Raw genomic sequence first — 23,907 nt, forward strand, 5'->3', positions numbered from 1 at the left:
TCATGGATTCCGAGATCATGAACGTCCTCGAGGGGCGCGTGCTCGAACTCGGGCCTGCGCGGGAAGCCGGCCCCTACAAGCATTTCAAATTGACGCGCGATGGCGACGGCATCGCCTGGCTGCTGTTCGACCGTGAAGGCGCCAGCGCCAACACGCTGAACGCCGAGGTGCTCGAGGAATTCGATGCGGTGCTGACCTCGCTCGAAAGCCAGCGTCCGACCGGCCTCGTCATCCGCTCGGCGAAGACAAGCGGCTTCATCGCCGGGGCCGATGTCAACGAATTCCGCGGCGCCAGCGATGCGCGCGTGGTCGAAACCGAGATCGGCCGGGCGCATGCGGTGATCGACCGGCTCGAAGCGCTGCGCGTGCCGACGGTCGCCGTGATCCACGGCTTCTGCCTCGGCGGCGGCCTCGAAGTCGCGCTGGCCTGCCAGTCGCGGATTGCCATCGATGGTGCGCGGTTCGGCTTTCCCGAGGTGATGCTCGGCCTGCATCCCGGCTTAGGTGGCACCGTGCGTTTCACGCAGCTCGTGAACCCGATGCAGGCGATGAGTCTGATGCTGACCGGCAAGACCATCGATGCGCGCCGGGCCAAATCGCTCGGCTTGGTCGATGCGGTGACGCAGGAGCGCCATGTCAGCAGCGCGGTGAAGGACGCCGTGTTCGGCCGCTTGAAACGCGCCAGGCCCGGGTCGCTCAACACGCTCCTGAACTTCGGTCCGGTGCGTGGCTTTCTTGCTTCCCGCATGCGCAGCGAGGCCGCCAAGGCCGCACCACAGGCGCACTATCCCGCGCCCTATGCGCTGATCGACCTCTGGGAGAAATACGGCAGCGAGAAGCATGCAATGCTCGCGGCCGAAAAGCGTTCCTTCGCCGAATTGATGGTGACGCCAACGGCGCAGAACCTGATCCGCGTCTTCTTCCTGCGCGAGCAGATGAAGAAGCTCGCAGGAGGCGGCAATAGGATCACGCATGTCCACGTCATCGGCGCCGGCGCGATGGGCGGCGATATCGCTGCCTGGTGCGCAGGGCGGGATCTGCGCGTCACGCTTTCGGACATGAAGCCGGAGCCGGTTGCGGGCGCGATCAAGCGCGCCGACGATCTTTACAGGAAGATCATCCGCAAGCGTACGGACGTGCGCGATGCGCATGACCGTCTGATCCCGGATATGGACGGCGAGGGCGTGCGCAATGCCGACCTCATCATCGAGGCGGTGCCGGAAAAGCTCGAGCTGAAGCAGAAGGTCTATGCCGGTCTCGAGCCGAAGATGAAGCCCGGCGCGATCCTTGCGACCAACACCTCCAGCATCCCGCTGCAGGATCTGCGCGCGGCGCTCGGAAAGCCTGAGCGCTTGCTCGGCCTGCATTTCTTCAATCCGGTCTCGCGACTGCAGCTCGTCGAGGTCGTCAGCCATGACGGCACTGACGGCGAGCTGTTGAAGCAGGCGCTTGCCTTCGTCGGCGCCATCGACCGCTTGCCGCTCCCGGTGAAGAGCTCGCCGGGCTTCCTCGTCAACCGCGCGCTGACGCCCTATATGCTGGAAGCAATGCTGCTGCTCGACGAGAAGGTCGACAAATCAGTCATCGATGCGGCGGCGAAGAAGTTCGGGATGCCGATGGGCCCGATCGAGCTTGCCGATCAGGTCGGCCTCGACATCTGCCTCGATGTCGGCGACATGCTGCGCTCGAAATTCGGCGACCTGTTGCCGCCGACGCCGGCATGGCTGCGCGAGAAGGTCGCCAGGGGTGAGCTCGGCCGCAAGACCGGCAAGGGGTTTTATCTCTGGAAGGACGGCAAGCGAGAGAAGACTTCTGCACCGGCGTTGACCACCGAGCCCACGCAGGAAATGATCGATCGCCTGGTGCTGCCGATGTCGAACGTCTGCGTCGCCTGTTTGCGCGAAGGCATCGTCGATAATGCCGACGTGGTCGATGGCGCCATGATCTTCGGCACCGGCTATGCGCCATTCCGCGGCGGTCCTTTGAATTACGCGCGCACGCGCGGCGTCGAGAATGTGGTGTCGACGCTGCAGGCGCTCGCTCAGAAGCTTGGTGGCCGCTTTGCGCCCGATGCCGGCTGGGAGAGTTTCAAGTGACTGACACCACCGTACCGCTGTCGGAGAACGAACCGCGGGGCGATCTCTGCATCCGCACGCTGGCGATGCCGGCGGATACCAACGCCAATGGCGACATCTTCGGCGGCTGGCTGCTGAGCCAGATGGATCTCGGCGGCGGCGTGTTCGCCTCGAAGGTCGCGAAATCGCGCACCGTGACTGTCGCGATCGAGGCGATGAATTTTCGTAAAGCTGTCTATGTCGGCGATCTCGTGTCCGTGCACGCCAATCTGGTGCGGATCGGCCGCACCTCGGTCACCGTCCATCTCGAAGCCTGGGTGCTGCGACGGAAAGACCGGCAGTCGATCCTGGTTACCGACGGCAATTTCACTTACGTCTCGATCGACGACCACGGCCGGCCGCAGCCGATCACGCGCGACGGCGCGACGCTTGCGACGTAGAGCACCGGAGGCGGTTGGTTTTACCTCTCCCGCTTGCGGGAGAGGTCGGCGCACCCGGATCGGCGCTTCGCGCCGTCCGAGTACAGGCTCCGCGCCGGGTGAGGGTTCTCTCTCCACGGAAAGTCCCATCGCGGAGGCATCTCACCCCAACCCGCTCCCGCAAGCGGGAGAGGGGGCGTAGCTTCCGTCACTGATGCAATTCCGCCTGACCTCATCACACTCTAGTCTCATCGCTTACACACGATTGTTATCAGCCGCTCGTATCCCACATCTCGCGAGAGCAGGTGATTCGGTGCTCCGGAAGATGGAGCAAGTGCGGATATTTCGTGACGCCGGGCATCGGTTTTCGCAGGGCACGGCGGCGAGATCTGTGGAACGATCAGGCTCACATCACGTTATAGGCCCGCACTTCAATTGGGACTGGGAAATGTCTGATACCTACATCATCGAAGTCGGCTCCAATCCGGCCGGCATCGTCGTGCGCGATGAGCGTGGCTATCGCTTCTTTGCGGCCAGTCATCAATTCAACCGACTCGAGGGCCAGATCTTCCGCAACGCCCGCGAAGCCGAACGCGCTGCGCGCCGCCTTGCCGAAGGCGAGCTGAAATTGGCATCATAGATTCCAGGATGCCCTCTCCGTCCCTGCGAAAGCGGCGGCCCATCACCTCCCCTTGAAAAGGGGAGGTCGGTTTGCGCGCAGGCGCAAACCGGGTGGGGATCAACTCTCTCCGCATGAACAGTGCGACTCGCGGCAGCAGACCCCCATCCCAACCTTCCCCCTTTCAGGGGGAAGGAGCGCGGCGCCGCACAAGCCCGGACGGCGCGTGGAGATAGTGCCGTTGACCGCGGCACCAAACCGCCGCACCATAGGGCGTTCCACACCGCAAGGTGCCGCCGTGCCCGTATTGACCCACCGCCAGACCGAGATCCTCAACCTCGCCCGCGCCTTTGGCCGCGTGGTGGTGGAGGATCTGGCAAAACGCTTCGAGGTCTCCGCGCAGACGATCCGCAAGGACCTCAATGACCTCTGCGACCGGCGCTCGCTGACGCGCATCCATGGCGGCGCGATCATCGCGTCAGGGGTGGAAAATCTTGCTTATGAGGCGCGGCGCTTCGTCGCTGCCGAAGAGAAGAAGGCGATTGGGGCGGCGGCCGCGGCTCGCATTCCGAACGGCAGTTCGCTCTTCATCAATATCGGCACCACGACGGAGGAGGTCGCGAGCGCGCTGACCTCGCACGAGGACATGCTCGTTATCACCAACAACCTCAATGTCGCGATGCTGCTCTACCGCCATCCCCGCATCGAGGTGGTGGTGGCGGGTGGCACCGTGCGCCGCGCCGACGGCGCCGTGGTTGGCTCCACCGCGACGCAATTGATCGGCCAGTTCAAGGTCGACTACGCGATCATCGGCGCGTCGGCGATCGACGAGGAGGGCGCGCTGCTCGACTTCGACTACCGCGAAGTCCAGGTCGCCCAGGCCATCATCGCCAACGCGCGCAACGTGATGCTGGTCGCGGACTCAACAAAACTCCGCCGCAGCGCCCCGGTCCGCATCGCCCATATCAGCCAGATCCAGACCTTCGTCACCGACACCGCATTGCCAGCGGGACTGGCGAGCATCTGCCACACGCGTGGCATCGAGGTGGTCGTAGCGATGGACAAACCGGCAGCCGATGTCGACGACACCACACCCGAGCCCGCGCCGGTGACACTGCGGAGCGTGTAGCACGGCCTCGCCCTTCGAGACGGCGCTGGCGCGCCATTTTCGCCTCTACGCCAGAGCGCGCTGGGTTATCCGGATTTGTGCGAAGCTTTCCGCGGGCGCCTTGCACGGCGTGCTATTCGTCGCTCTCATCGGTGCCCAATCGAATGTGGCGTTGAAGGTCCATTCTGTCGTGCAGGATGCGGACGATTTCGATCGTCGGTTTGGTTGCTACGCGGTATAACAGAAAATGGCTTCTGCGACGCCCGTGTCGCGCGACGGGGAGCGTGTGGAGACCCCGTATGATCTCGTCTCGGGCCTTCGATCCCGCGACGTCAGGACCGTCCGCAAGTTCGCCGATCGCCTGAACGAGCGTGTCCCGATAGATTCGCGATTGTCGAGGACCGAAATTCTCGGCGGTCCATTTCAGGATATTCGCAAAATCGAGCTCTGCGGCTGCGCCGAGACGAACACGCCATTTCTGCTCGGCCATGAGGCGACTATTCCGACGTTCGAGAAATAATCTTCTCCGAGAGATCATTCAAATAAGCGTGCAGGTCTTCTGCGGTTGCGAATTCCTTGAACTCGCCTCTCTCCAATGCGGCGATGCCGACGCGAGCAGCCGCCCGCAGGGCTTTTAGTCTGCTCGCATCCTCAGCGGCGCGTTGCTCCACCAGTCGCAACCCGTCGCGCAACACCTCGCTGGCGTTCTGGTAGCGGCCGGACTCGACGAGGGTTTCAATGAGTTCTTCCTGGCGTTTCGTCAGCACGACGTTTCTGGTTGGCATCGGCGTCCTCTCTGGCCGTTCGAGAACATGAATAGCTATGGCATAATATGCCATGGTTGATTCGTCAGCACAACCGTCCGATCCGCGTAGTGTTGCTGGCAGCCGCAGCGCATGAACATCGTGCCACTCGCGTTTTCGGCACCGGTGTCATAGCGCCACGGCGAAGCAATAGTGCCCATCTTCATCGGCCGCGGCGCGCCTCCTCACCATGAGGAGGAGAGACTACGCTCGTGGCGCGCCGTCGAGCGCGCGACTTGGTGTATGACCCCCACCCTCTCAACCATCATCCTGAGGAGCCGCGCTAGCGGCGTCTCGAAGGATGAGGCCCGCTGCCGCCCTCACTTCTTCTCATCCCCAAGTCGTAGGCCGGTTCCCCATTTTCGGTTTGCTTTCGTTTTACGTTGTGATCTAATCCAATCCGAAAGCGAAATCGCTCAAAGCGAACGCGAGCGGCCGGGGAAGCGTCTGTTGGATCCGATTTTCGACCTCGCAATCATTGGGGGCGGCATCAATGGCTGCGGCATCGCGCGCGATGCGGCGGGCCGGGGCAATTCCGTTTTCCTCTGTGAGATGAATGACTTGGCGAGCGGGACGTCATCCTGGTCGACCAAGCTCGTGCATGGTGGGCTGCGCTATCTCGAATATTACGAGTTCCGCCTGGTCCGCGAAGCCTTGATCGAGCGCGAGATCCTTTGGCAGATCGCGCCGCACATCATCCGCCCCCTGCGTTTCGTCTTGCCGCACCACGCCGGCCTCCGTCCGGCCTGGCTGCTCCGGCTTGGCCTCTTTCTTTACGACCATATCGGTGGCCGCCACCTGCTGCCGCCGACGCGCTCGGTGGACCTCACGCGCGATGAGGTCGGCAAGCCCCTGATCAAGAATCGCTACGTCAAAGGGTTTGAATATTCCGACTGTTTCGTCGACGACGCGCGGCTGGTTGTGCTGACCGCACGCGATGCCGCCGACCGCGGTGCCGAGATCTGCACGCGCACCCGCGCCGTCGAGATCAGGCAGGCCGACGGCCTCTGGACCGTCACGGTCGAGGACCGCGGCAGCGGCGCGCGCCGAACGGTGAGGGCGCGCGCCTTGGTCAATGCCGGCGGTCCCTGGGTCGAGGAGGTGCTGGCCTCGGGCGCCGGCGTTAACGCGCGCGCAAAAGTGCGGCTGGTGCAAGGCTCGCACATCGTGGTGAAAAAACTCTACGACCACGACCGCGCTTATATCTTCCAGAACGCGGATGGCCGCATCGTCTTCGTGATTCCCTATCAGAATGACTTCTCGCTGATCGGCACCACCGACCGCGACTATGATGGCGATCCCGCGAAGGTGAAGGCGACGGAGGAGGAGATCAGCTATCTCTGCGCCTCCGTCAGCGAGTATCTGGCGAAGCCGGTGAAGCCGGAGGATGTGGTCTGGACTTATTCGGGCGTCCGTCCGCTCTATGATGACGGTGCGAGCGAGGCGAAGGCCGCCACGCGCGACTATGTGTTCGAGCTCGATACGCCTGGCGGCGTGCCGCTGCTCTCGATCTATGGCGGCAAGATCACGACCTACCGGCGATTGGCGGAAGAAGCGCTTGAGCGGCTCGCGCCCTATTTGCGCAGCGCCACGCCCCGCGAGGATAAGGCCCGCGAGGGCTGGACCGGCAAGTCGCCGCTGCCCGGCGGTGACATGGATGTCTCCGCGGTCGACGCGCTCGCTGCGGAACTCGTGCGCGATTATCCGTTCCTGTTGAAGGCGCATGCAAGCCGGCTCGCGCATGCCTACGGCACGCGTGCGACAAAAGTACTCGGCGACGCGAAATCGATCGGCGATCTCGGAAAGTCCTTCGGCGCCACCTTGACGGAAAGCGAAGTCAGGTACCTGATGGCGAACGAATGGGCGTTGACCGCCGAAGACATCGTCTGGCGCCGCTCCAAATTGGGCTTGAGGATGTCGGCCGCCGAGATATCGGCGCTCGACGAATGGATCGTCGCTCATGGCCTGTCCGGCGAACGTCCGCTACGCGAAGCGGGAGGACGGCCATGAGCGTCACGCTCGACCACGTCACGCGCACCGTGGACGGCGTCCCGGCCATTCACGATGTCTCGCTGACGCTCGAGCGCGGCACGCTCAGCGTCCTGCTCGGGCCGACGCTTTCGGGCAAGACCTCGATCATGCGATTGCTCGCTGGGCTCGACAAGCCGACCACCGGCCGCGTGCTGGTCGATGGCAAGGACGTCACCGGCATCGACGTGCGGCAGCGCTCGGTCGCGATGGTCTATCAGCAGTTCATCAACTATCCCTCGCTCTCGGTCTATGAGAACATCGCCTCGCCCTTGCGCGTGCAGGGGCGGCCGCGCGAGGAGCTTGACAAGCGCGTGGCGGATGCGGCCAGGCTTCTGCGGCTTGAACCGTTTCTGAAGCGCACGCCGCTGCAGCTTTCCGGCGGCCAGCAGCAGCGCACCGCGATTGCGCGCGCGCTGGTCAAAGGCGCCGACCTCGTGCTGCTCGACGAGCCGCTCGCCAATCTCGACTACAAGCTGCGCGAGGAACTGCGCACCGAACTGCCGCGCATCTTCGAGGCGTCAGGCGCGATCTTCGTCTACGCAACTACCGAGCCGTCGGAAGCGCTGCTGCTCGGTGGCGACACCATCTGCATGTGGCAGGGCCGCGTGCTGCAGGCCGGCTCCAGCTCGAAGGTGTATCGGCAGCCTCAGACGCTGCGCGTCGCGCAGGTCTATTCCGATCCGCCGCTCAATATTGTCAATATCGAGAAGCGGCACGGCACCGTGCACTATCCCGGCGGCACGCGCGCGCCCGCGACCGGCCTCTATGCGAACCTCGCCGACGGCGCCTATCGCGTCGGCTTCCGCGCGCACCAGCTCGAAGTCGCGAAAGGCGTCGCTGGCCGTCACGTATTTCCGGCCACCGTCAGCGTGACCGAAATCACCGGCTCGGAGAGCTTCGTCCACCTGCAGCGCGATTCCGCCAATTGGGTCGCGGTGCTGCACGGCGTGCATGAGTTTCAACCCGGGCAGGCACTCAACGCCGCGCTCGATCCCGACAACGTCTTCGTGTTCGACCTGGCCGATCGCCTGGTCGCAGCTCCCGGCCGGAATTGAGGGAGATGACGCATGGCCCGCATTGACCTCGTCGATCTCGCGCACTCCTACAGCGGCGATGACGCGCCACCGGAATCCTTCGCGCTGAAGCCGATGACGATGACCTGGCGGCAAGGCGGCGCCTACGCGCTGCTCGGCCCCTCCGGCTGCGGCAAGACCACGCTGCTCAATCTGATCTCGGGCATCGTGACGCCCTCGCGTGGGAAGATCCTGTTCAACGGCAAGGACATCACGCCGCTGTCGACGCAGAAGCGCAACATCGCGCAGGTGTTCCAGTTCCCGGTGATCTACGACACCATGACGGTCGGCGAGAATCTGGCTTTCCCGCTGAAGAACCGCGGCGTGCCGAAGCCGGAGATATCAGCCCGCGTGAGGCGGATCGCCGACCTGCTCGACCTTGCGCCCTATCTCAACCGCAAAGCGACGCGGCTCACCGCCGATGCCAAGCAGAAGATCTCGCTCGGCCGCGGCCTGGTGCGATCCGACGTCGCCGCGATCCTGTTCGACGAGCCGCTGACCGTCATCGACCCCGAATTGAAATGGCAGCTGCGTTCGAAATTGAAGGCGCTGCACCGCGAGCTTGATCTCACCATGATCTACGTCACCCACGACCAGACGGAGGCGCTGACCTTCGCCGACACCGTCGTCGTCATGCACGACGGCCGCGTGGTGCAGAGCGGCACGCCGGCCGAACTATTTGACAAGCCCGCGCACACCTTTGTCGGCTATTTCATCGGCTCGCCCGGCATGAACATCGTGCCGGCGCAGGTCGACGGGCGTGAAGCGCGGATCGATGGCCACACCATCGGCCTGCATCGCAATTACGGCGTGCTGCCCGCGGGAGCGAAAATCGAGATTGGCGTGCGGCCGGAATTCGTCGACGTCGCGCCGCCCGCCTCCGGCTTGCTGTCGGCGATGATCGAGCGGATCGACGATCTCGGCCGCATCCGCTTTGCCCGCGTCCGTGTCGGCGATTCCAAGTTCGCCGCGCGCGTGCCGCCGGGATTTTCGGTGCCGGACAACATGGCCGGGCTCGTGTTCGATCCTGCGCATGTGCACGTCTATGCCGACAGCCGCCTGGTCGAGGGGGTCGCCTGATGGACAAGACGGTCAACCAGAAAGCCTGGTTCCTGGTGCTGCCGGTGTTCCTGGTGGTGGCGTTCTCGGCGGTCATCCCGCTGATGACGGTCGTGAACTATTCGATGCAGGACACCTTCGGCAACAACCAGTTCTTCTGGAACGGCGTCGGCTGGTTCAAGGAGCTGCTCGATCCCTCGACCGACCTCGGCGAGCGCTTCTTCGCTTCGCTGTGGCGCAACCTGATCTTCTCCGCGATCATCCTCGCGATCGAGATCCCGCTCGGCATCGTGGTCGCGCTGTCGATGCCGCGCGAGGGCTGGACGGTCGCAGTCTGCCTCGTGATCCTGGCGCTGCCGTTACTCATCCCGTTTAACGTGGTCGGCACCATCTGGCAGATCTTTGGCCGTCCCGACATCGGCCTGCTCGGCTATACGCTGAACAGCCTCGGCATCCCCTACAACTATGTCTCCAACGAGCTCGACGCCTGGGCGACCGTGATCGTGATGGACGTCTGGCACTGGACCAGCCTGGTGGCGCTGCTCTGCTACGCCGGCCTCAAGTCGATTCCCGATGCGTATTACCAGGCCGCCCAGATCGACGGCGCCTCGCGCTGGGCGGTGTTCCGCGCGATCCAGTTGCCGAAGATGAACCGCGTGCTCCTGATCGCGGTGCTCTTGCGCTTCATGGACAGTTTCATGATCTACACCGAGCCGTTCGTCGTCACCGGCGGCGGGCCGGGCAATTCGACCACCTTCATCTCGATCGAGCTCGTCAAGATCGCGCTCGGCCAGTTCGATCTCGGCAAGGCCGCGGCGCTGTCGCTGGTCTACAACCTCATCATCCTGATCGTCTGCTGGGTGTTCTACACCGTCATGACCAATGCCGGCGCCGAGCGGCCGCAAAAAGAGGGAGCTGTGTGATGGGCACGATTCCCGGACGCCGCATCATCATCTCGCTGTTCCTCATCTTCCTGTTGTTGCCGATCTACTGGCTCGTCAACATGAGCTTCAAGACCAACAGCGAGATCGTCTCGACCATGACGCTGTGGCCGCACCAGCCGACGATCGAGAACTACATGCGCATCTTCACCGACGAGAGCTGGTACTCCGGCTACATCAACTCGCTGAAATATGTCGTCATCAACACCGTGATCTCGATCTCGGTGGCGCTGCCGGCGGCCTACGCATTTTCGCGCTACCGCTTCCTTGGCGACAAGCATCTGTTCTTCTGGCTGCTCTCCAACCGCATGGCGCCGGCCGCGGTGTTTGCGCTGCCGTTCTTCAACCTCTATTCCGCGATCGGCCTGTTCGATACGCCCTGGGCGGTGGCGCTGGCGCATTGCATCTTCAACGTTCCGCTCGCGGTCTGGATCCTCGAAGGCTTCGTCTCGAGCGTGCCGCGCGAGATCGACGAGACCGCGTTCCTCGACGGCTATTCCTTCCCGCGGTTCTTCATCAAGATCCTGGTACCCTTGATCGCAAGCGGCATTGGCGTCGCCGCCTTCTTCTGCTTCATGTTCTCTTGGGTCGAGCTGTTGCTGGCGCGCACGCTGACCTCCGTGGACGCAAAGCCGATCTCCGCGGTGATGACGCGCACGGTTTCCGCTGCCGGCATGGATTGGGGCCTGCTCGCCGCCGCTGGTGCGCTCACCATTATCCCGGGCGCGCTCGTGATCTGGTTCGTCCGAAACTACATCGCGCGCGGCTTCGCGCTTGGCCGAGTATAGGAGGCACCCATGGAAAGCATCGCATGGATGGCCTGGACGCTGCCGACCGCGATCTTCTTTGCGCTGCTCGGCACCACGCTTTTGGTAATGACCTGGCTCGCAGTCGCCTATCCCGAGGCCGAGCGTGTCGGCGTCCTTCGCATTCCGACCACGCGCGGCGATCGTCTGTTCATCTCGCTGGTGCTCGCCGCCGTCATCCATCTCGTCTGGATCGGCGTCGTCGGCTCCGATTCCATCTACACGCTGCCAATCGGAGAGGAGGGCGTCGAGATTTCGAGCCTGTGGCTCGCCACGCTGATTTCGCTTGCCACGGCCGTTGTGATTTTCCGCACCGTCTGAGGAAGTGAAGAAGGGCAGATCCGGGGCCAACCCGGGCCTGAATTGTTTTGTCGCTATATCAGGAGGAATCGCCATGCGACATTTGAGAAGAAAAAATCTTCCCGCGACCAGGGGCCGTCTACTCGCGATGACCAGCGCCGCCGCGCTGCTCGCCGCCGTCGTCAGCGCGCCGGCGCGCGCCGATGACGTCGTCAACCAGAAATGGATCGACAGCGAATTCCAGCCTTCGACGCTCTCGAAGGACGAGCAGATGAAGGAGCTGCAGTGGTTCGCGAAGGCGGCCGAGCCCTTCAAGGGCATGGAAATCAATGTCGTGTCGGAAACCATCACGACGCATGAATATGAAGCCAGAACGCTCGCCAAGGCCTTCAGCGAGATCACCGGCATCAAGCTCAAGCACGACACCATTCAGGAAGGCGACGTCGTCGAGAAGCTGCAGACGCAGATGCAGTCCGGCAAGAACGTCTATGACGGCTGGATCAACGATTCTGACCTGATCGGCACGCATTTCCGTTACGGCCAGACCATTGCGCTGTCGGACTACATGGCGGGCGAGGGCAAGGACGTCACCGATCCCTATCTCGACGTCAACGACTTCATCGGCAAGTCCTTCACGACTGCGCCGGACGGCAAGCTCTATCAATTGCCCGACCAGCAATTCGCCAACGTCTACTGGTTCCGCTACGACTGGTTCACCAATCCTGAATACAAGGCCAAATTCAAGGCCAAGTACGGCTATGAGCTCGGTGTGCCCGTGAACTGGTCGGCGTATGAAGACATCGCCGAGTTCTTCACCAACGACGTCAAGGAGATCAACGGCGTCAAGGTCTACGGCCATATGGACTATGGCAAGAAAGACCCCTCGCTCGGCTGGCGCTTCACCGACGCCTGGCTATCGATGGCCGGCAATGGCGACAAGGGCATTCCGAACGGCAAGCCGGTCGACGAATGGGGCATCCGCATGGAGGGTTGCCGCCCCGTCGGTTCATCGGTCGAGCGTGGCGGAGACACCAACGGCCCGGCCGCGGTCTACTCGATCGTGAAATATCTCGACTGGCTGAAGAAGTATGCCCCGCCGCAGGCGCAGGGCATGACCTTCTCGGAGTCGGGCCCGGTCCCGGCGCAGGGCAACATCGCCCAGCAGATCTTCTGGTACACCGCGTTCACCGCCGACATGGTGAAGCCCGGCATTCCCGTCATGAACGCCGACGGCACGCCGAAATGGCGCATGGCCCCGTCGCCGCACGGCTCGTACTGGAAAGAAGGCATGAAGCTCGGCTACCAGGACGCCGGCTCGGCGACGCTGTTGAAGTCGACGCCGCCGGACCGTCGCAAGGCGGCCTGGCTCTATCTGCAGTTCATCGTCTCCAAGACGGTGAGCTTGAAGAAGAGCCACGTCGGACTCACTTTCGTCCGCGAGTCCGACATCTGGGACAAGTCGTTCACCGAGCGTGCGCCGAAGCTCGGCGGCCTGATCGAGTTCTACCGCTCGCCCGCGCGCGTGCAGTGGACCCCGACCGGCAACAACGTGCCTGACTATCCGAAGCTCGCCCAGCTCTGGTGGCAGAACATCGGCGATGCGTCGTCCGGTGCGAAGACGCCGCAAGCCGCGATGGATGCGCTCGCTGCGGCGCAGGATTCGGTGCTGGAGCGGCTCGAGAAGTCCGGCGTGCAGGGCGCCTGCGGCCCGAAGCTGAACAAGAAGGAGAAGGCGGAATACTGGTTCGCCAAGGCCGAGAAGGACGGCACCATCGCTCCGCAGCGCAAGCTCGCCAACGAGAAGCCGAAGGGCGAGACGGTCGACTACGACACGCTGATCAAATCGTGGCCCGCCACCCCGCCGAAGCGCGCCGAGGCGAAGTGAGTGACACCACTGTCATCATCCGCGCAGGCGGACGATCCAGTATACATCGGCGTTCCGGCATGATTGCTGGTGCCGGTGACTACTGGATGCCCCGCCTTCGCGGGGCATGACGGAGAGAAACAAAGGCCGGGAGAAATCCCGGCCTTCGTCATTCCGGGGCGCGCGCAGCGCGAGCCCGGAATCCATCGGGCCGCCGGCAACGCCGTTGAATGGATTCCGGGTTCAGCCCTGCGGGCTGCCCCGGAATGACGGAGTGTGGAGCTTACTGCGCCGCTTCCGCCGCCTGCAGCGTCGGATAGTCCGTGTATCCCTTCGCGCTGCCGCCGTAGAACGTCGCCTTGTCCCACTCGTTCAGCGCCGCGCCCTTCTTCAGGCGCTCGACCAAGTCGGGGTTGGAGATGAACAGCTTGCCGAACGCGATCAGGTCGGCGGTGCCGGTTTCCAGCACCTTGTTTGCCAGCGCGAAATCATAGCCGTTATTGGCCATATACGCCTGCTTGAAGCGCTTGCGCAGCGAGGCGTAGTCGAACGGCGCGATATCGCGCGGCCCGCCGGTCGCGCCCTCGATGACATGGATGTAGACCAGCTTCAGCGCATTGAGCCCATCGACGATGTAATCGAACAGCGGCTGCGGGTTGGACTCGGAGACGCCATTGGCCGGCGTCACCGGCGAGATGCGGATGCCGGTGCGTACGGCGCCGACTTCCGCGGCGACCGCCTTGGAGACCTCCAGCATCAGCCGCGCGCGATTTTCGATTCCGCCGCCATGGGCATCGGTGCGCTTGTTGGTGCCGTCCTTGGCGAACTGGTCGAGCAGATAGCCATTGGCGCCATGGATCTCGACGCCGTCGAAGCCCGCTTCGAGCGCGTTCGCCGCGCCGCGCCGGAAATCGTCGATAATGCCCGGAATTTCGGCGAGCTCGAGCGCGCGAGGTTCGGAGACGTCGACGAAGCTGCCGCCCACGAAGGTCTTAGTCTTGGCGCGGATCGCCGATGGCGCAACCGGCGCGCCGCCGTTCGGCTGCAGCAAGGTGTGGGAGATGCGGCCGACATGCCAGAGCTGGATGAAGATGCGTCCGCCGCGCGCATGCACGGCATCGGTAACCTTCCGCCATCCCGCAATCTGTTCCCCGGAATAGATGCCGGGCGTGTCCTGGTAACCCTGGCCCTGCTGAGACACCTGGCTCGCCTCGGTGATCAGGAGCCCGGCGGAGGCGCGCTGCGCGTAATAGTCAACCGCGAGCGGGCTCGGCACCATGCCGGGCGGCACCGCGCGATTGCGCGTCAACGGTGCCATCACTGCCCGATTGGGCAGCATCAGCGGACCAAGCTTGAAGGGCTCGAACAGTTTTGAGGATTGGCTCATGGGCGGGGGTTTTCCGGAAATGAACGATAGGGAAGAATTGTGCATGGCGGCGATGGGCGCAATGCCCCAGCTATTCAGCCTGCGCAGACGAGCCGCGGACTTTCTGGACATTTGACTGACGTCAAAGACGAGGGGCCGCCGGCATAGGAAGATTTGTTCCAAATCCGCATTGGCGCAGCATGAACGACTCTCCATGAAGCCCTGTCACGGCGCCATCATTTCCTAGCGCACAGCCGGCATCGCTGCCTCGGTCGGCAGGCCGCGCCCGCGCATCCGCGCCAGCAATTCCGCGGTCGGCCAGGAATCCGCCGGCAATCCATGCTTGATCTGCATCGCCTTCACTGCGCTGCGGCTCGCCTGTCCGAGCACGCCGTCCACCTTGCCGACATTGAAGCCGGCGCGCACCAGGAGCTGCTGCAATTCCTTGATCTCGTGGAACGGCAATTGCGCTACGGCACCCGAAGGCCGCAGCATCGGCGGCGCGCCCGCGATGCGGGTGGCCAGATAGCCGGCCGTGGTCGAATAGATCAGCGAATTATTCCATTCGGTGTAAGCGGCGAAGTTCGCATAGGCCAGGAACGCGGGCCCCATCCGTCCCATCGGCAACAGCAGCGACGCCGGCATGTCGTCATTCGCCAGTGGCCTTCCATCCGGATAGGTGACTCCCAGTTGTGCCCATTTCGATCGCGGCAGTTTTGTCGTGAGGTCGGACTGATCCCACGGGAAGTTGGAAGCGGTCACGCGCACTTCCTGCAGCCACGGCTCGCCGCGTCGCCACTTCAATCCATTGGCGATATAGTTCGCCGTCGAGCCGATCACGTCGGGGCCGCTGCGCAGCATGTCGCGATGGCCATCGCCGTCATAGTCGACGGCATAGTTGAAATAGTGCGTCGGCAGGAATTGCGTTTGCCCGAGCTCGCCGGCCCAGGAGCCGAGCATCTCGTTTGCGGTAAGATCGCCGCGGTCGATGATCTTGAGCGCAGCGATGGTCTCGTTCTGGAACATCTCCGAGCGCCGGCAATCATAGGCAAGCGACACCAGCGAAGGCAGCGTCGGCAGATTGCCCATGTTGGCGCCGAAGTCGCTCTCCAGTCCCCAGAACGCCGCGATGACAGCCGGCGGCACGCCGTACTCCTTCTCCGCGCGCGCGAACGCCGCCGCATAGGTCTTGATGCGCTGCTGTCCCTGCTGCATCCGGTAGGGCGCGGCCATTCTCCCTGCGAACGCGGTGAAGAGCTGGCCGAACACGCGCTGCCCGCGGTCGCGGTTGACGATACCCTGGTTGTAGACGAGGTAGGGCGAGGCTTCCGCGATCGCCTGCTGTGACACCCCTTCGGAGACCGCGCGCTGCTTGAGATCGGCAAGAAAGCGCTCGAAGCTTTGGCCATTGTGGCAAGCCGCCGCGCGCGCCGAGCGCACCGTCGCAGGCCGCGCCGCCGCCGGCGCCTGACGTGTCGGTGCCGGCAACAATTGCTGCGCCGAGGCCGCAGATGAATACGCCGTAATCATCGTGACGGCCGCGATCGCAAATCGGGTCTTGAACATCAGAACTCGCCGGCAGGAGGGAGGGATTCGAAAGAGAGCAACGATTTTACGTGAAGCTTAGCGCTCGGGCTATCCCTCACTCCACTGTCGTCCCGGGCTTGACCCGGGACCCATATCCGCAGGAAATCGTTTCCACAGGAAATCGTTGGGGTGCGAGCAAGCGGTTGCAGCGGAGTACATCAAGAAGTCCTGTGGTTATGGGTCCCGGCGTTCGCCGGGACGACGCAGGGGAGGTGCCTCCCGCGTCGCCCCGACGCACCTTTTGCCCCTTGCGGCGCCCATAGGCAAATCCTTACCTAAACTCCGCCTGCAACAGTGGTTTTTCCGCAAAGACGCAGGGGAAAACGAGATGAACTATTTCAAGACGGCCCTACTTCTCGCCGGCCTCACCGCCCTCTTCATGGCGCTCGGCTATCTCATCGGCGGCGCCAGCGGCGCGATGATCGCGCTGGTGGTTGCGGCCGGAATGAATCTATTCACCTACTGGAATTCCGACCGCATGGTGCTCAGCATGTACGGCGCCCATGAGGTTGATGCGCGCACCGCGCCCGAACTCGTCGGCCTCGTCGCCGAGCTCGCCGGTCGCGCGGGCCTGCCGATGCCGCGCGTGTTCCTGATGGACGAGGCGCAGCCCAACGCCTTTGCCACCGGCCGCAATCCGGAGAATGCCGCGGTCGCCGTCACCACCGGCATCGTGCAGCAGCTCAGCCGCGAGGAGCTCGCCGGTGTGATCGCGCACGAGCTCGCGCACATCAAGAACCACGACACGCTGTTGATGACGATCACCGCCACCATCGCCGGCGCGATCTCGATGCTGGCGCAGTTCGGCATGTTCTTCGGCGGCCACCGCAACAACAGCGGTCCGGGCATTCTCGGCTCGATCGCGCTGATGATCCTGGCGCCGCTTGGCGCCATGCTGGTGCAGATGGCGATCAGCCGCACCCGGGAATATGCCGCCGACAATCTCGGCGCGCGCATCGCCGGCCAGCCGATGTGGCTCGCGTCCGCGCTGATGAAGATCGAGAATGCTGCGCACCAGGTGCCGAACTGGGGGGCCGAGCGCAATCCCGCGACCGCCCACATGTTCATCATCAATCCGCTGTCGGGCCATGGCGTCGACAATCTCTTCGCCACCCACCCGTCGACCGAGAACCGTATCGCAGCGCTGCAGCAGCTCGCCGCCGAACTCGGCGGCGGTAGCGCGAGCGCGCCCGCCGGACAGCGTTATCCCTCTGGCAGCCCATGGGGCCGCACGTCCGCCCCTCGTGGGCCGTGGGGCTAAGCGATATTCGTGGGGCGGATTAGCAAGCCGCCCTACGAATGAGAGGTGCCGGATGCAGCGCACGCTGATCATCCTCGGACTGATCCTCCTCGCCGCCGGACTGCTTTGGCCGGTGATCGGCAAGCTCGGGCTTGGCCGGCTGCCGGGCGATATCTATGTCGAGCGGTCGAACTACTCGTTCTATTTTCCGCTGATGACGTCGCTACTGCTCAGCGTCATGCTGAGCGTGATCATCTGGCTTGCCAACCGCTAACCCTGCGCCAACGCGTTGCACGCCATCGTCACGCGCGCGGCGCGATCTGAAGCTCCATCAGCGCGATCCGCTTCAGCACGGCGACATCGCGCTCGCCCGTATTGGCAGTGCGCAGGATGGATTCGGCGATAAGATTGACATGGGCGGCGTGGACGGGGTCGGGCAATGATGCAACCGAAGCGTCCAGCGCCGTCGTCATGAGCTCGATCTCCTCCGGCGAGAACGCCGCGTCGGAAAAGTTCTTCATCTCCCAGCCCGGCCGTCGCCCCGACCTTTGAGGGCGCGCCACCCATCCCGACAACGCTGGGAGCAGGCGGGGGGTTCCGCCGGAGTCCCGCCACCGGCGGTCCGGCCTCTGCCGAAAAATACGGCGGATTGGCACAGTGCAATCGGCCGCGCCGGTGCTACACTCGCGACAGCAGAGGATGACGCCGGAAACAAGCAATGGCCTTGTTCGGTTGGGGCAGAGAGGTGCCGTCAGACGAGGTCCTGGATGCCAGGGCCGGCGCCGATGCTCTGTTGCAGGGGCTGGATAAGGTCGTCTCAAAATATCTCGAAAAGGCAGACCACGGCGATCTCGTCTATCCCGCCTGCAAGCGCAAACCGAATGATGTCAGCGGCACCCCGCGCGAGATCTGGCGCCACACGCGGCTGGAAGGGATGCGCTATCTGACCATGATCCCGGGACGCGACTCCGCACTTCTGACGGAGCCTTCGCGCCAGGCCGAGATGATCGACGGCTTCCTGCGCCAGCAGCCGCACGAAGACACTGTCATCGATTTCACCGGACGGGCGGTCGACGACGTTGCGATCGCAATCATCGCCGGGCTGAACTGGCTGAACCATTGCGCGCTGCTCGCCAGGGTTGATCGCGCGAAGGCGTCAGGCACCTTGCGCAACTTCCGCAAGGTCGTGACGGTCGCCCAGCAATGGTGGGGTATGGACGGCGCACAGGCCCGCTGCAGGGACATGCAGCAGGCGCGCGAACTACCGCCCTTGATGCTGAATCTGATCTGGCTCGAATGCACGCATCTCGCCAGGGACATCACGGCAGCCGCCGTCTTTGGTCCGGCCGGCGAAGCCGGCGATGCATCAGCCCGCTTCCAGGCCGCACTCGATCCGGACGAACCGGCAGGGTGACGCTCACCGCTCTCTCCGTCATTCCGGGGCGCGCCTCTTGGCGCGAGCCCGGAATCCATCGGGCCGCAGGCGCAGACGGCGAAATGGATTCCGGGCTCATCGCTTCGCGATGCCCCGGAATGACGGAGAGAAAATTCGCTCGCGATTTCAATGCGATTTGCCCCGTCCAGCCTTGGCGCGAAAAATAAATCACTTAACCCGTCGGGCAAATCAGTGATTTAACTCCGCGCGTCTCACGGCGGATGAGGGGCGGCTCGCGATCGTCACGAACGTGCGGTGAGATGCGGTGGACGAGAGTGTTGCGACTGACGAGCGCGGCACTCACGGACGGCGAAGTCGTGTGGTTCTGGCGCCCGACGCTGGCGCTAAGCTTTGTGGATCGAGTGTCCGCAGAGTGACGGTGGCAAGAAAGCCCGGTCACCGGGAAGAGCACGAAGTAAGCCGTAAACCACTGCGCAGGGAAAGCCGGTGTTGCTCCGGTTGACCTGTGGTCCTACCCCTGTGCTTTTTGTTGCACGGGGCCCACGGGTGCAACCGGCACCCGGCTTTCCCTGCGCCCTCACTTCAATGAGAGGGCGGAAAGTGACGCAAAGCTCGGGCGGATCATGCCGCGAGAACGCGGACTCACATCCTCTCGGCTGTTTGAAAGTTGAATCAGAACCTATCCCCACGTCGTCCCGGGCTTGACCCGGGACCCATAACCACAGGTGTTTATGGTGTGCTCCGCTGCAACCGCTTGCTCACGCCACAACACCTCCCTGTGGTTATGGGTCCGCTTTCGCGGGGACAACAGCGGTGCGAGGCGTGCCAGTAACGGCTACGGCTTATGACAATGACGAGAGCGGTGCGAGCATGGGATCGCCGACGCTCACAACTCCCGCGCATTCGTAAATGCGAACGACGACACGCGCCGCGTGTTCTCGTCCAGGATCAGCGTGCGCGTGATCGGCGGCTCGGCGCGCTGGGCACAGTTCTCGCGCTCGCAGAGGCGGCAGTTGACGCCGATCGGCGTGCCCCCAGCTTTTTCGAGATCCATGCCGGCGGCGTAGATGAGGCGCGAAGCGTGGCGGATCTCGCAGCCCAGGCTGATCGCAAAGCGCGGCTGCGGCAGCGGGTGCGGCGCGATCGGCCGGCGCACCATCTGCGCGATCGAGAAATAGCGAGTGCCGTCGGGCAGCTCGATCACCTGCTTGAGCAGCCGGTCCGGCGTGTCGAAGGTGGAATGCACGTTCCACAGCGGGCAGGTGCCGCCGAATTTCGAGAACGGAAACGTGCCGGAGGAGAAGCGCTTGGACACGTTGCCGGCATTGTCGACCCGCAGCATGAAGAACGGCACGCCGCGCGCGTTCGGCCGCTGCAGCGTGGTCAGGCGATGACAGATCTGCTCGAAGCCGGCGTTGAAGCGCTGCGCCAGCACATGCACGTCGTAGCTCAGCGCCTCGGCCGCGCTAAGGAAGGGTTGGTAGGGCATCATCACGGCGGCGGCGAAATAGTTCGCGAGCGCGATGCGGTAGAGCCGGCGCGCCGCATCGTCGAGCGGGCCACCGCGGCCGACGATGGAATCGATGCTCCCTCCGCATTCGGCAAGCCCGATCTGCAGCGCGAGTTGGAAAGTGCGGCTCGGCGTGTCGACCAGTTCGGAAATCAGGAGCTGCCGGCGGTGGCGGTCGAAGCGCCGCAGCGTCTCGCGCATCACGTCAACCGGCATGATCCGGGTGACGATCGAATGTTTTTCGCGCAAGCGCGAGGAAAGCGCCGCGAACAGGGCGTCGGCGGCCACGTTCAGCTCGTCGCGCAAATTCTCCGCCGCCGTTTCGAGCTCGGGGAAATAGTTGCGGTTGGCCTCGATCAGGTCGCGCACGCGCTCGATCGGATTGGCATCGAAGCGGGCGCCCTCGTTGCGATCGGCCATCTGGGCCGCGACCAGGGTCTCGCCGCGGCGGGCCTCAGTATAGGCGGCGTAGAGCCGTTGCAGCGCATGCGTTACGCCAGGACAGAGTTCGGCAAGGTCGCGCAGTTCCTGTTTGGGAACGTCGATCTGGCGGAACAACGGATCGGAGAAGATCTCGTTGAGCTCGGCGAAGAAGCGATCCTCGTCGGCGGTCGCGAGGTCGCGCAGGTCGAGGTCGTAGGTCTCGGCCAGGCGGAGCAGGATCTGGGCCGTTACCGGGCGCTGGTTGCGCTCGATCAGGTTGATGTAGCTCGGGGAAATCCCGAGCCCCTCGGCAATCTGGGTCTGCGACAGCCCCAATTGCTGCCGGATCCGGCGAAATCGAGGGCCGACGAACAGCTTTTTTCCAGTGTCGGCAGGCATGGCAGCGTTCCTGACCTATTTATTTACAAAAATTACAAAATGACATTTCATACAAGAACATATGTTACATGACATCACCATTCGAATGCAAGGTATCTGTACTATTCCCGGCGCTTCGCGTTTAGCTCCTGACACGCATTTCGCAATGCACTGTCAAGAATGTCGATTGAGACGAACGGCGAAGACAAGGATCACGCATATGAATTACCAGCCACGTGGGATCAGCGACCGGGCTATCCAGGGACCGGCTTCCTATCTGAGCGAGATTGAAGCCGCCGAAGCGCTCCTCAAGACCAAAGACACGTGGAACGGTGTGACCGCCGAAGCCGTGGCGCGCATGCGGTTGCAGAACCGCTTCAAGACCGGCCTCGACATCGCCCGCTACACCGCGGCGCTGATGCGCGCCGACATGGCCGCCTATGACGGCGACCCCACCAAGTACACCCAGTCGCTGGGTTGCTGGCACGGCTTCATCGCCCAGCAGAAGCTGATTTCGGTCAAGAAGCATTTCGGCACGACCGATCGCCGCTATTTGTACCTGTCCGGCTGGATGATCGCCGCGCTCCGCTCCGAGTTCGGACCGCTGCCCGACCAGTCGATGCACGAGAAGACCTCGGTGCCGGCGCTGATCGAGGAGCTCTACACCTTCCTGCGCCAAGCGGACTCGCGCGAGCTGAGCGATATCTTCCGCGCGCTCGACGCAGCCCGCAAGGAAGGCGACAAGGCAAAGGAAAAGGCGCTGATCGAGAAGATCGACAATTTCCAGACCCACGTCGTGCCCGTTATCGCTGACATCGATGCCGGCTTCGGCAACGCGGAAGCGACCTATCTGCTCGCCAAGAAGATGATCGAGGCGGGCGCCTGCGCCCTGCAGATCGAAAACCAGGTCTCGGACGAAAAGCAGTGCGGCCACCAGGACGGCAAGGTCACCGTGCCGCACGACATCTTCCTCGCGAAGATTCGTGCCTGCCGTCACGCGTTCCTCGAGTTGGGCGTCGAAGACGGCGTCGTCGTGACCCGCACCGACTCGCTCGGCGCCGGCCTCACGCAGCAGATCGCCGTGAGCCACAAGCCCGGCGACATCGGCGACCAGTACAACAGCTTCCTGGATTGCGAGGAAGTGACGGCCGCCAACGCTCGGAACGGCGATGTCATCATCAACCAGAACGGCAAGATGATGCGTCCGAAGCGGCTGCCCAGCAACCTCTATCAGTTCCGCCCCGGCACTGGTGAAGACCGCTGCGTGCTGGACTGCATCACCTCGTTGCAGAACGGTGCCGACTTGCTGTGGATCGAGACCGAGAAGCCGCATATCGAGCAGATCGCCAAGATGGTCGATCGGATCCGCAAGGTGGTTCCGAACGCGAAGCTGGCCTACAACAACTCGCCGTCCTTCAACTGGACGCTCAACTTCCGTTGGCAGGTCTACGATGCGATGAAGGAAGCCGGCAAGGACGTCAGCAAGTACAACCGTGCCGAGCTGATGAAGGCGGAATACGACAACACGCCGCTGGCAATCGAAGCCGACGAGCGCATCCGCACCTTCCAGGCCGATTCAGCCAAGCGTGCCGGCATCTTCCATCATCTGATCACGTTGCCGACCTATCACACGGCAGCTCTGTCGACTGATAATCTCGCGAAGGAGTATTTCGGCGAGCAGGGCATGCTGGGCTATGTGAAGAATGTTCAGCGCCAGGAGATCCGTCAGGGTATCGCCTGCGTCAGGCATCAGAACATGGCCGGCTCCGATATCGGCGACGATCACAAGGAATATTTCGCCGGTGAAGCCGCGCTGAAGGCGGGTGGCGTCCACAACACGATGAACCAGTTCGGCTAACGGTGGAATTGATCAGTCTGGGGTCTGGTCGGATTCCAGACTGATCACGCCACTCGGACAACAGGAGACTATCATGACCAAAGGCAGCAATTTCTGGGTGATCGGCGGTGAGTTCGGTTCGATGAACTTCCACAAGCTCGTCGAAGGCTCGGCCCAGGTCAAAGGTCCGTTCAAGACCCGCAAGGAAGCGGAGGACTGCTGGCGCGAGGTATCGGAAGAGAACCGCCACAAGGCCGGCGTGCGCTTCTCCATCGTGGAAGAGCCCTCCCGCGTCCTGGCCTGAGGCTGCCGACGGTCAGTGTTGAAGAAGACGTCCAAGGACGGACGGCCCCATCCGGATTTCCGGGTGGGGCTGTCTGATTTCGGGACGCCCGCGTGATGGCCCTTGGGGATAACTGCCGCCATAAGCCCTTGGGAACCAACGGCCTTTGCGGAAGTAAGCGTTACTGATAGGGTTAAGCTCTGGTTAACCGATCAGGACGAGGCCGCAAGCGATGTCGGACGCCCAGAATACCGGCAATGCCGCGAGCGATATGCGGCCGACATTGCGCGATGCCTTGCGGAAAGCGCGCATCGAGGCCGCTGACCGCACCGGCGTCGTAGTCGAGTTGCGCGATGCCGAGGTGGCGCGGCTGGAGATCCTGAACGAGGCGCTCGATCCTTTGTTTGCGCAGGTGCCGGAAAAGGTCGATCTGTTCGACCGCGGCGTCAGCCAGGGCGAGACGCCGCGGCTGTGGATCGATGTGGTCGCCCATATCGTGATGGGGCGCGACAAGCGCATCTACCGCTTCGTGCAGGACACCCGTTTCGGCCGCATCGTGCTCGCCGAATCGCACGACGTGCCCGTTATCGTGGATGCCGTCACCGACTATGTCGCCCGCCGCATGATCGAGCGTGAGCATGCGATGGTAGCAACCCCGGCGCCTAAGCCCCCGCCCGTTGAAACGCCGCGGCGCCGTCGCGGGTTCGGGATGTTCCTGCTCGGCTTCATCCTCGGCGCGCTCGCACTGTTCGCCTTTGCGGTGTTCGCGAGCCTCGGCGATCTCTAGCG

The 23,907-nt window shown here is 63.4% G+C and carries 23 protein-coding genes; 17 read left to right on the forward strand and 6 right to left on the reverse strand.

Annotation, left to right across the window (positions count from 1 at the left end):
• Positions 1–2 precede the first annotated feature (2 nt).
• From J6497_RS04000 to J6497_RS04015, 4 genes are all read left to right on the forward strand, one after another.
• Complete coding sequence (locus tag J6497_RS04000) at positions 3–2,096, forward strand: 3-hydroxyacyl-CoA dehydrogenase NAD-binding domain-containing protein (protein ID WP_225702931.1); 2,094 nt, start codon at positions 3–5, stop codon at positions 2,094–2,096.
• Positions 2,093–2,515: an acyl-CoA thioesterase gene (locus tag J6497_RS04005; protein ID WP_225702932.1), complete on the forward strand. Its 423-nt coding sequence runs from the start codon at positions 2,093–2,095 to the stop codon at positions 2,513–2,515. The genes J6497_RS04000 and J6497_RS04005 overlap by 4 nt, the downstream gene beginning before the upstream one ends.
• Before the next feature lie 427 nt (positions 2,516–2,942).
• On the forward strand, positions 2,943–3,134 hold the full coding sequence (locus tag J6497_RS04010; protein ID WP_225702933.1) for a hypothetical protein: 192 nt from the start codon (positions 2,943–2,945) through the stop codon (positions 3,132–3,134).
• A 277-nt stretch (positions 3,135–3,411) separates the two neighbouring features.
• Entirely contained in the window at positions 3,412–4,242 is an 831-nt protein-coding gene (locus J6497_RS04015; protein WP_225703214.1) for a DeoR/GlpR family DNA-binding transcription regulator, read from the forward strand.
• 112 nt (positions 4,243–4,354) lie between these two features.
• On the opposite strand, the gene J6497_RS04020 is transcribed toward J6497_RS04015, so the two are convergent.
• Both J6497_RS04020 and J6497_RS04025 read right to left on the reverse strand, forming a co-directional pair.
• Positions 4,355–4,759 carry a type II toxin-antitoxin system RelE/ParE family toxin gene (locus J6497_RS04020; protein WP_312010213.1) on the reverse strand — a complete coding sequence of 135 codons (405 nt, stop codon included), beginning with the start codon at positions 4,757–4,759 and terminating at the stop codon, positions 4,355–4,357.
• Positions 4,719–5,006 carry a type II toxin-antitoxin system ParD family antitoxin gene (locus tag J6497_RS04025; protein WP_225703215.1) on the reverse strand — a complete coding sequence of 96 codons (288 nt, stop codon included), beginning with the start codon at positions 5,004–5,006 and terminating at the stop codon, positions 4,719–4,721. The genes J6497_RS04020 and J6497_RS04025 overlap by 41 nt, the downstream gene beginning before the upstream one ends.
• Before the next feature lie 468 nt (positions 5,007–5,474).
• Here J6497_RS04025 and glpD point away from each other — a divergent pair, with 468 nt between their 5' ends.
• The 7 genes from glpD to J6497_RS04060 all read left to right on the forward strand — a co-directional run bounded on the left by glpD (position 5,475) and on the right by J6497_RS04060 (position 13,119).
• The gene (gene glpD, locus J6497_RS04030; protein WP_225702935.1) at positions 5,475–7,034 is read left to right on the forward strand and encodes a glycerol-3-phosphate dehydrogenase; all 1,560 of its coding nucleotides are present in this window, start codon (positions 5,475–5,477) and stop codon (positions 7,032–7,034) included.
• Positions 7,031–8,110 (forward strand): ABC transporter ATP-binding protein, encoded by a 1,080-nt coding sequence (locus J6497_RS04035; RefSeq protein WP_225702936.1) that lies wholly within the window; start codon positions 7,031–7,033, stop codon positions 8,108–8,110. The genes glpD and J6497_RS04035 overlap by 4 nt, the downstream gene beginning before the upstream one ends.
• A 12-nt stretch (positions 8,111–8,122) precedes the next feature.
• The gene (locus J6497_RS04040) at positions 8,123–9,208 is read left to right on the forward strand and encodes an ABC transporter ATP-binding protein (protein WP_225702937.1); all 1,086 of its coding nucleotides are present in this window, start codon (positions 8,123–8,125) and stop codon (positions 9,206–9,208) included.
• Positions 9,208–10,110, forward strand: a complete 903-nt coding sequence (locus J6497_RS04045) for a carbohydrate ABC transporter permease (RefSeq protein ID WP_225702938.1) — start codon at positions 9,208–9,210, stop codon at positions 10,108–10,110. The genes J6497_RS04040 and J6497_RS04045 overlap by 1 nt, the downstream gene beginning before the upstream one ends.
• A complete protein-coding gene (locus tag J6497_RS04050) occupies positions 10,110–10,916 on the forward strand; it encodes a carbohydrate ABC transporter permease (protein ID WP_225702939.1) in 807 nt (268 codons plus the stop codon). The genes J6497_RS04045 and J6497_RS04050 overlap by 1 nt, the downstream gene beginning before the upstream one ends.
• A gap of 9 nt (positions 10,917–10,925) precedes the next feature.
• Positions 10,926–11,255, forward strand: a complete 330-nt coding sequence (locus J6497_RS04055; protein ID WP_225702940.1) for a DUF2160 domain-containing protein — start codon at positions 10,926–10,928, stop codon at positions 11,253–11,255.
• Between the two features lie 127 nt (positions 11,256–11,382).
• Complete coding sequence (locus J6497_RS04060; RefSeq protein WP_225703216.1) at positions 11,383–13,119, forward strand: ABC transporter substrate-binding protein; 1,737 nt, start codon at positions 11,383–11,385, stop codon at positions 13,117–13,119.
• Between the two features lie 262 nt (positions 13,120–13,381).
• Here the strand turns inward: J6497_RS04060 and J6497_RS04065 are convergent, their stop codons facing one another.
• Positions 13,382–14,485 carry an alkene reductase gene (locus J6497_RS04065; protein ID WP_225702941.1) on the reverse strand — a complete coding sequence of 368 codons (1,104 nt, stop codon included), beginning with the start codon at positions 14,483–14,485 and terminating at the stop codon, positions 13,382–13,384.
• A gap of 222 nt (positions 14,486–14,707) precedes the next feature.
• Positions 14,708–16,030 carry a lytic murein transglycosylase gene (locus J6497_RS04070; RefSeq protein ID WP_225702942.1) on the reverse strand — a complete coding sequence of 441 codons (1,323 nt, stop codon included), beginning with the start codon at positions 16,028–16,030 and terminating at the stop codon, positions 14,708–14,710.
• Positions 16,031–16,379: 349 nt separating this feature from the next.
• Here J6497_RS04070 and htpX point away from each other — a divergent pair, with 349 nt between their 5' ends.
• On the forward strand, positions 16,380–17,312 hold the full coding sequence (htpX, locus tag J6497_RS04075; protein ID WP_225702943.1) for a zinc metalloprotease HtpX: 933 nt from the start codon (positions 16,380–16,382) through the stop codon (positions 17,310–17,312).
• Positions 17,313–17,364: 52 nt separating this feature from the next.
• Positions 17,365–17,565: a DUF2905 domain-containing protein gene (locus tag J6497_RS04080; protein ID WP_225702944.1), complete on the forward strand. Its 201-nt coding sequence runs from the start codon at positions 17,365–17,367 to the stop codon at positions 17,563–17,565.
• A 28-nt stretch (positions 17,566–17,593) separates the two neighbouring features.
• Here the strand turns inward: J6497_RS04080 and J6497_RS04085 are convergent, their stop codons facing one another.
• Positions 17,594–17,812, reverse strand: coding sequence for a hypothetical protein (locus tag J6497_RS04085; protein ID WP_225702945.1), 219 nt, complete (start codon positions 17,810–17,812; stop codon positions 17,594–17,596).
• Positions 17,813–18,009: 197 nt separating this feature from the next.
• On the opposite strand from J6497_RS04085, the gene J6497_RS04090 reads away from it, so the two are divergent.
• Positions 18,010–18,705, forward strand: coding sequence for a hypothetical protein (locus J6497_RS04090; RefSeq protein ID WP_225702946.1), 696 nt, complete (start codon positions 18,010–18,012; stop codon positions 18,703–18,705).
• An 868-nt stretch (positions 18,706–19,573) separates the two neighbouring features.
• Here the strand turns inward: J6497_RS04090 and J6497_RS04095 are convergent.
• On the reverse strand, positions 19,574–21,019 hold the full coding sequence (locus tag J6497_RS04095) for a helix-turn-helix domain-containing protein (protein ID WP_225702947.1): 1,446 nt from the start codon (positions 21,017–21,019) through the stop codon (positions 19,574–19,576).
• Between the two features lie 199 nt (positions 21,020–21,218).
• Between J6497_RS04095 and J6497_RS04100 the strand changes: the two genes are divergently transcribed.
• The 3 genes from J6497_RS04100 (at position 21,219) to J6497_RS04110 (ending at position 23,905) form a co-directional block, all read left to right on the forward strand.
• Positions 21,219–22,856, forward strand: a complete 1,638-nt coding sequence (locus tag J6497_RS04100) for an isocitrate lyase (protein WP_225702948.1) — start codon at positions 21,219–21,221, stop codon at positions 22,854–22,856.
• A 73-nt stretch (positions 22,857–22,929) separates the two neighbouring features.
• Entirely contained in the window at positions 22,930–23,139 is a 210-nt protein-coding gene (locus J6497_RS04105) for a DUF4170 domain-containing protein (RefSeq protein ID WP_225702949.1), read from the forward strand.
• A gap of 211 nt (positions 23,140–23,350) precedes the next feature.
• The gene (locus tag J6497_RS04110; RefSeq protein WP_225702950.1) at positions 23,351–23,905 is read left to right on the forward strand and encodes a hypothetical protein; all 555 of its coding nucleotides are present in this window, start codon (positions 23,351–23,353) and stop codon (positions 23,903–23,905) included.
• Positions 23,906–23,907 lie beyond the last annotated feature (2 nt).

The sequence above is a fragment of the Bradyrhizobium cenepequi genome, assembly GCF_020329485.1.
In the GTDB taxonomy this organism is placed as follows: Bacteria; Pseudomonadota; Alphaproteobacteria; order Rhizobiales; family Xanthobacteraceae; genus Bradyrhizobium; species Bradyrhizobium cenepequi.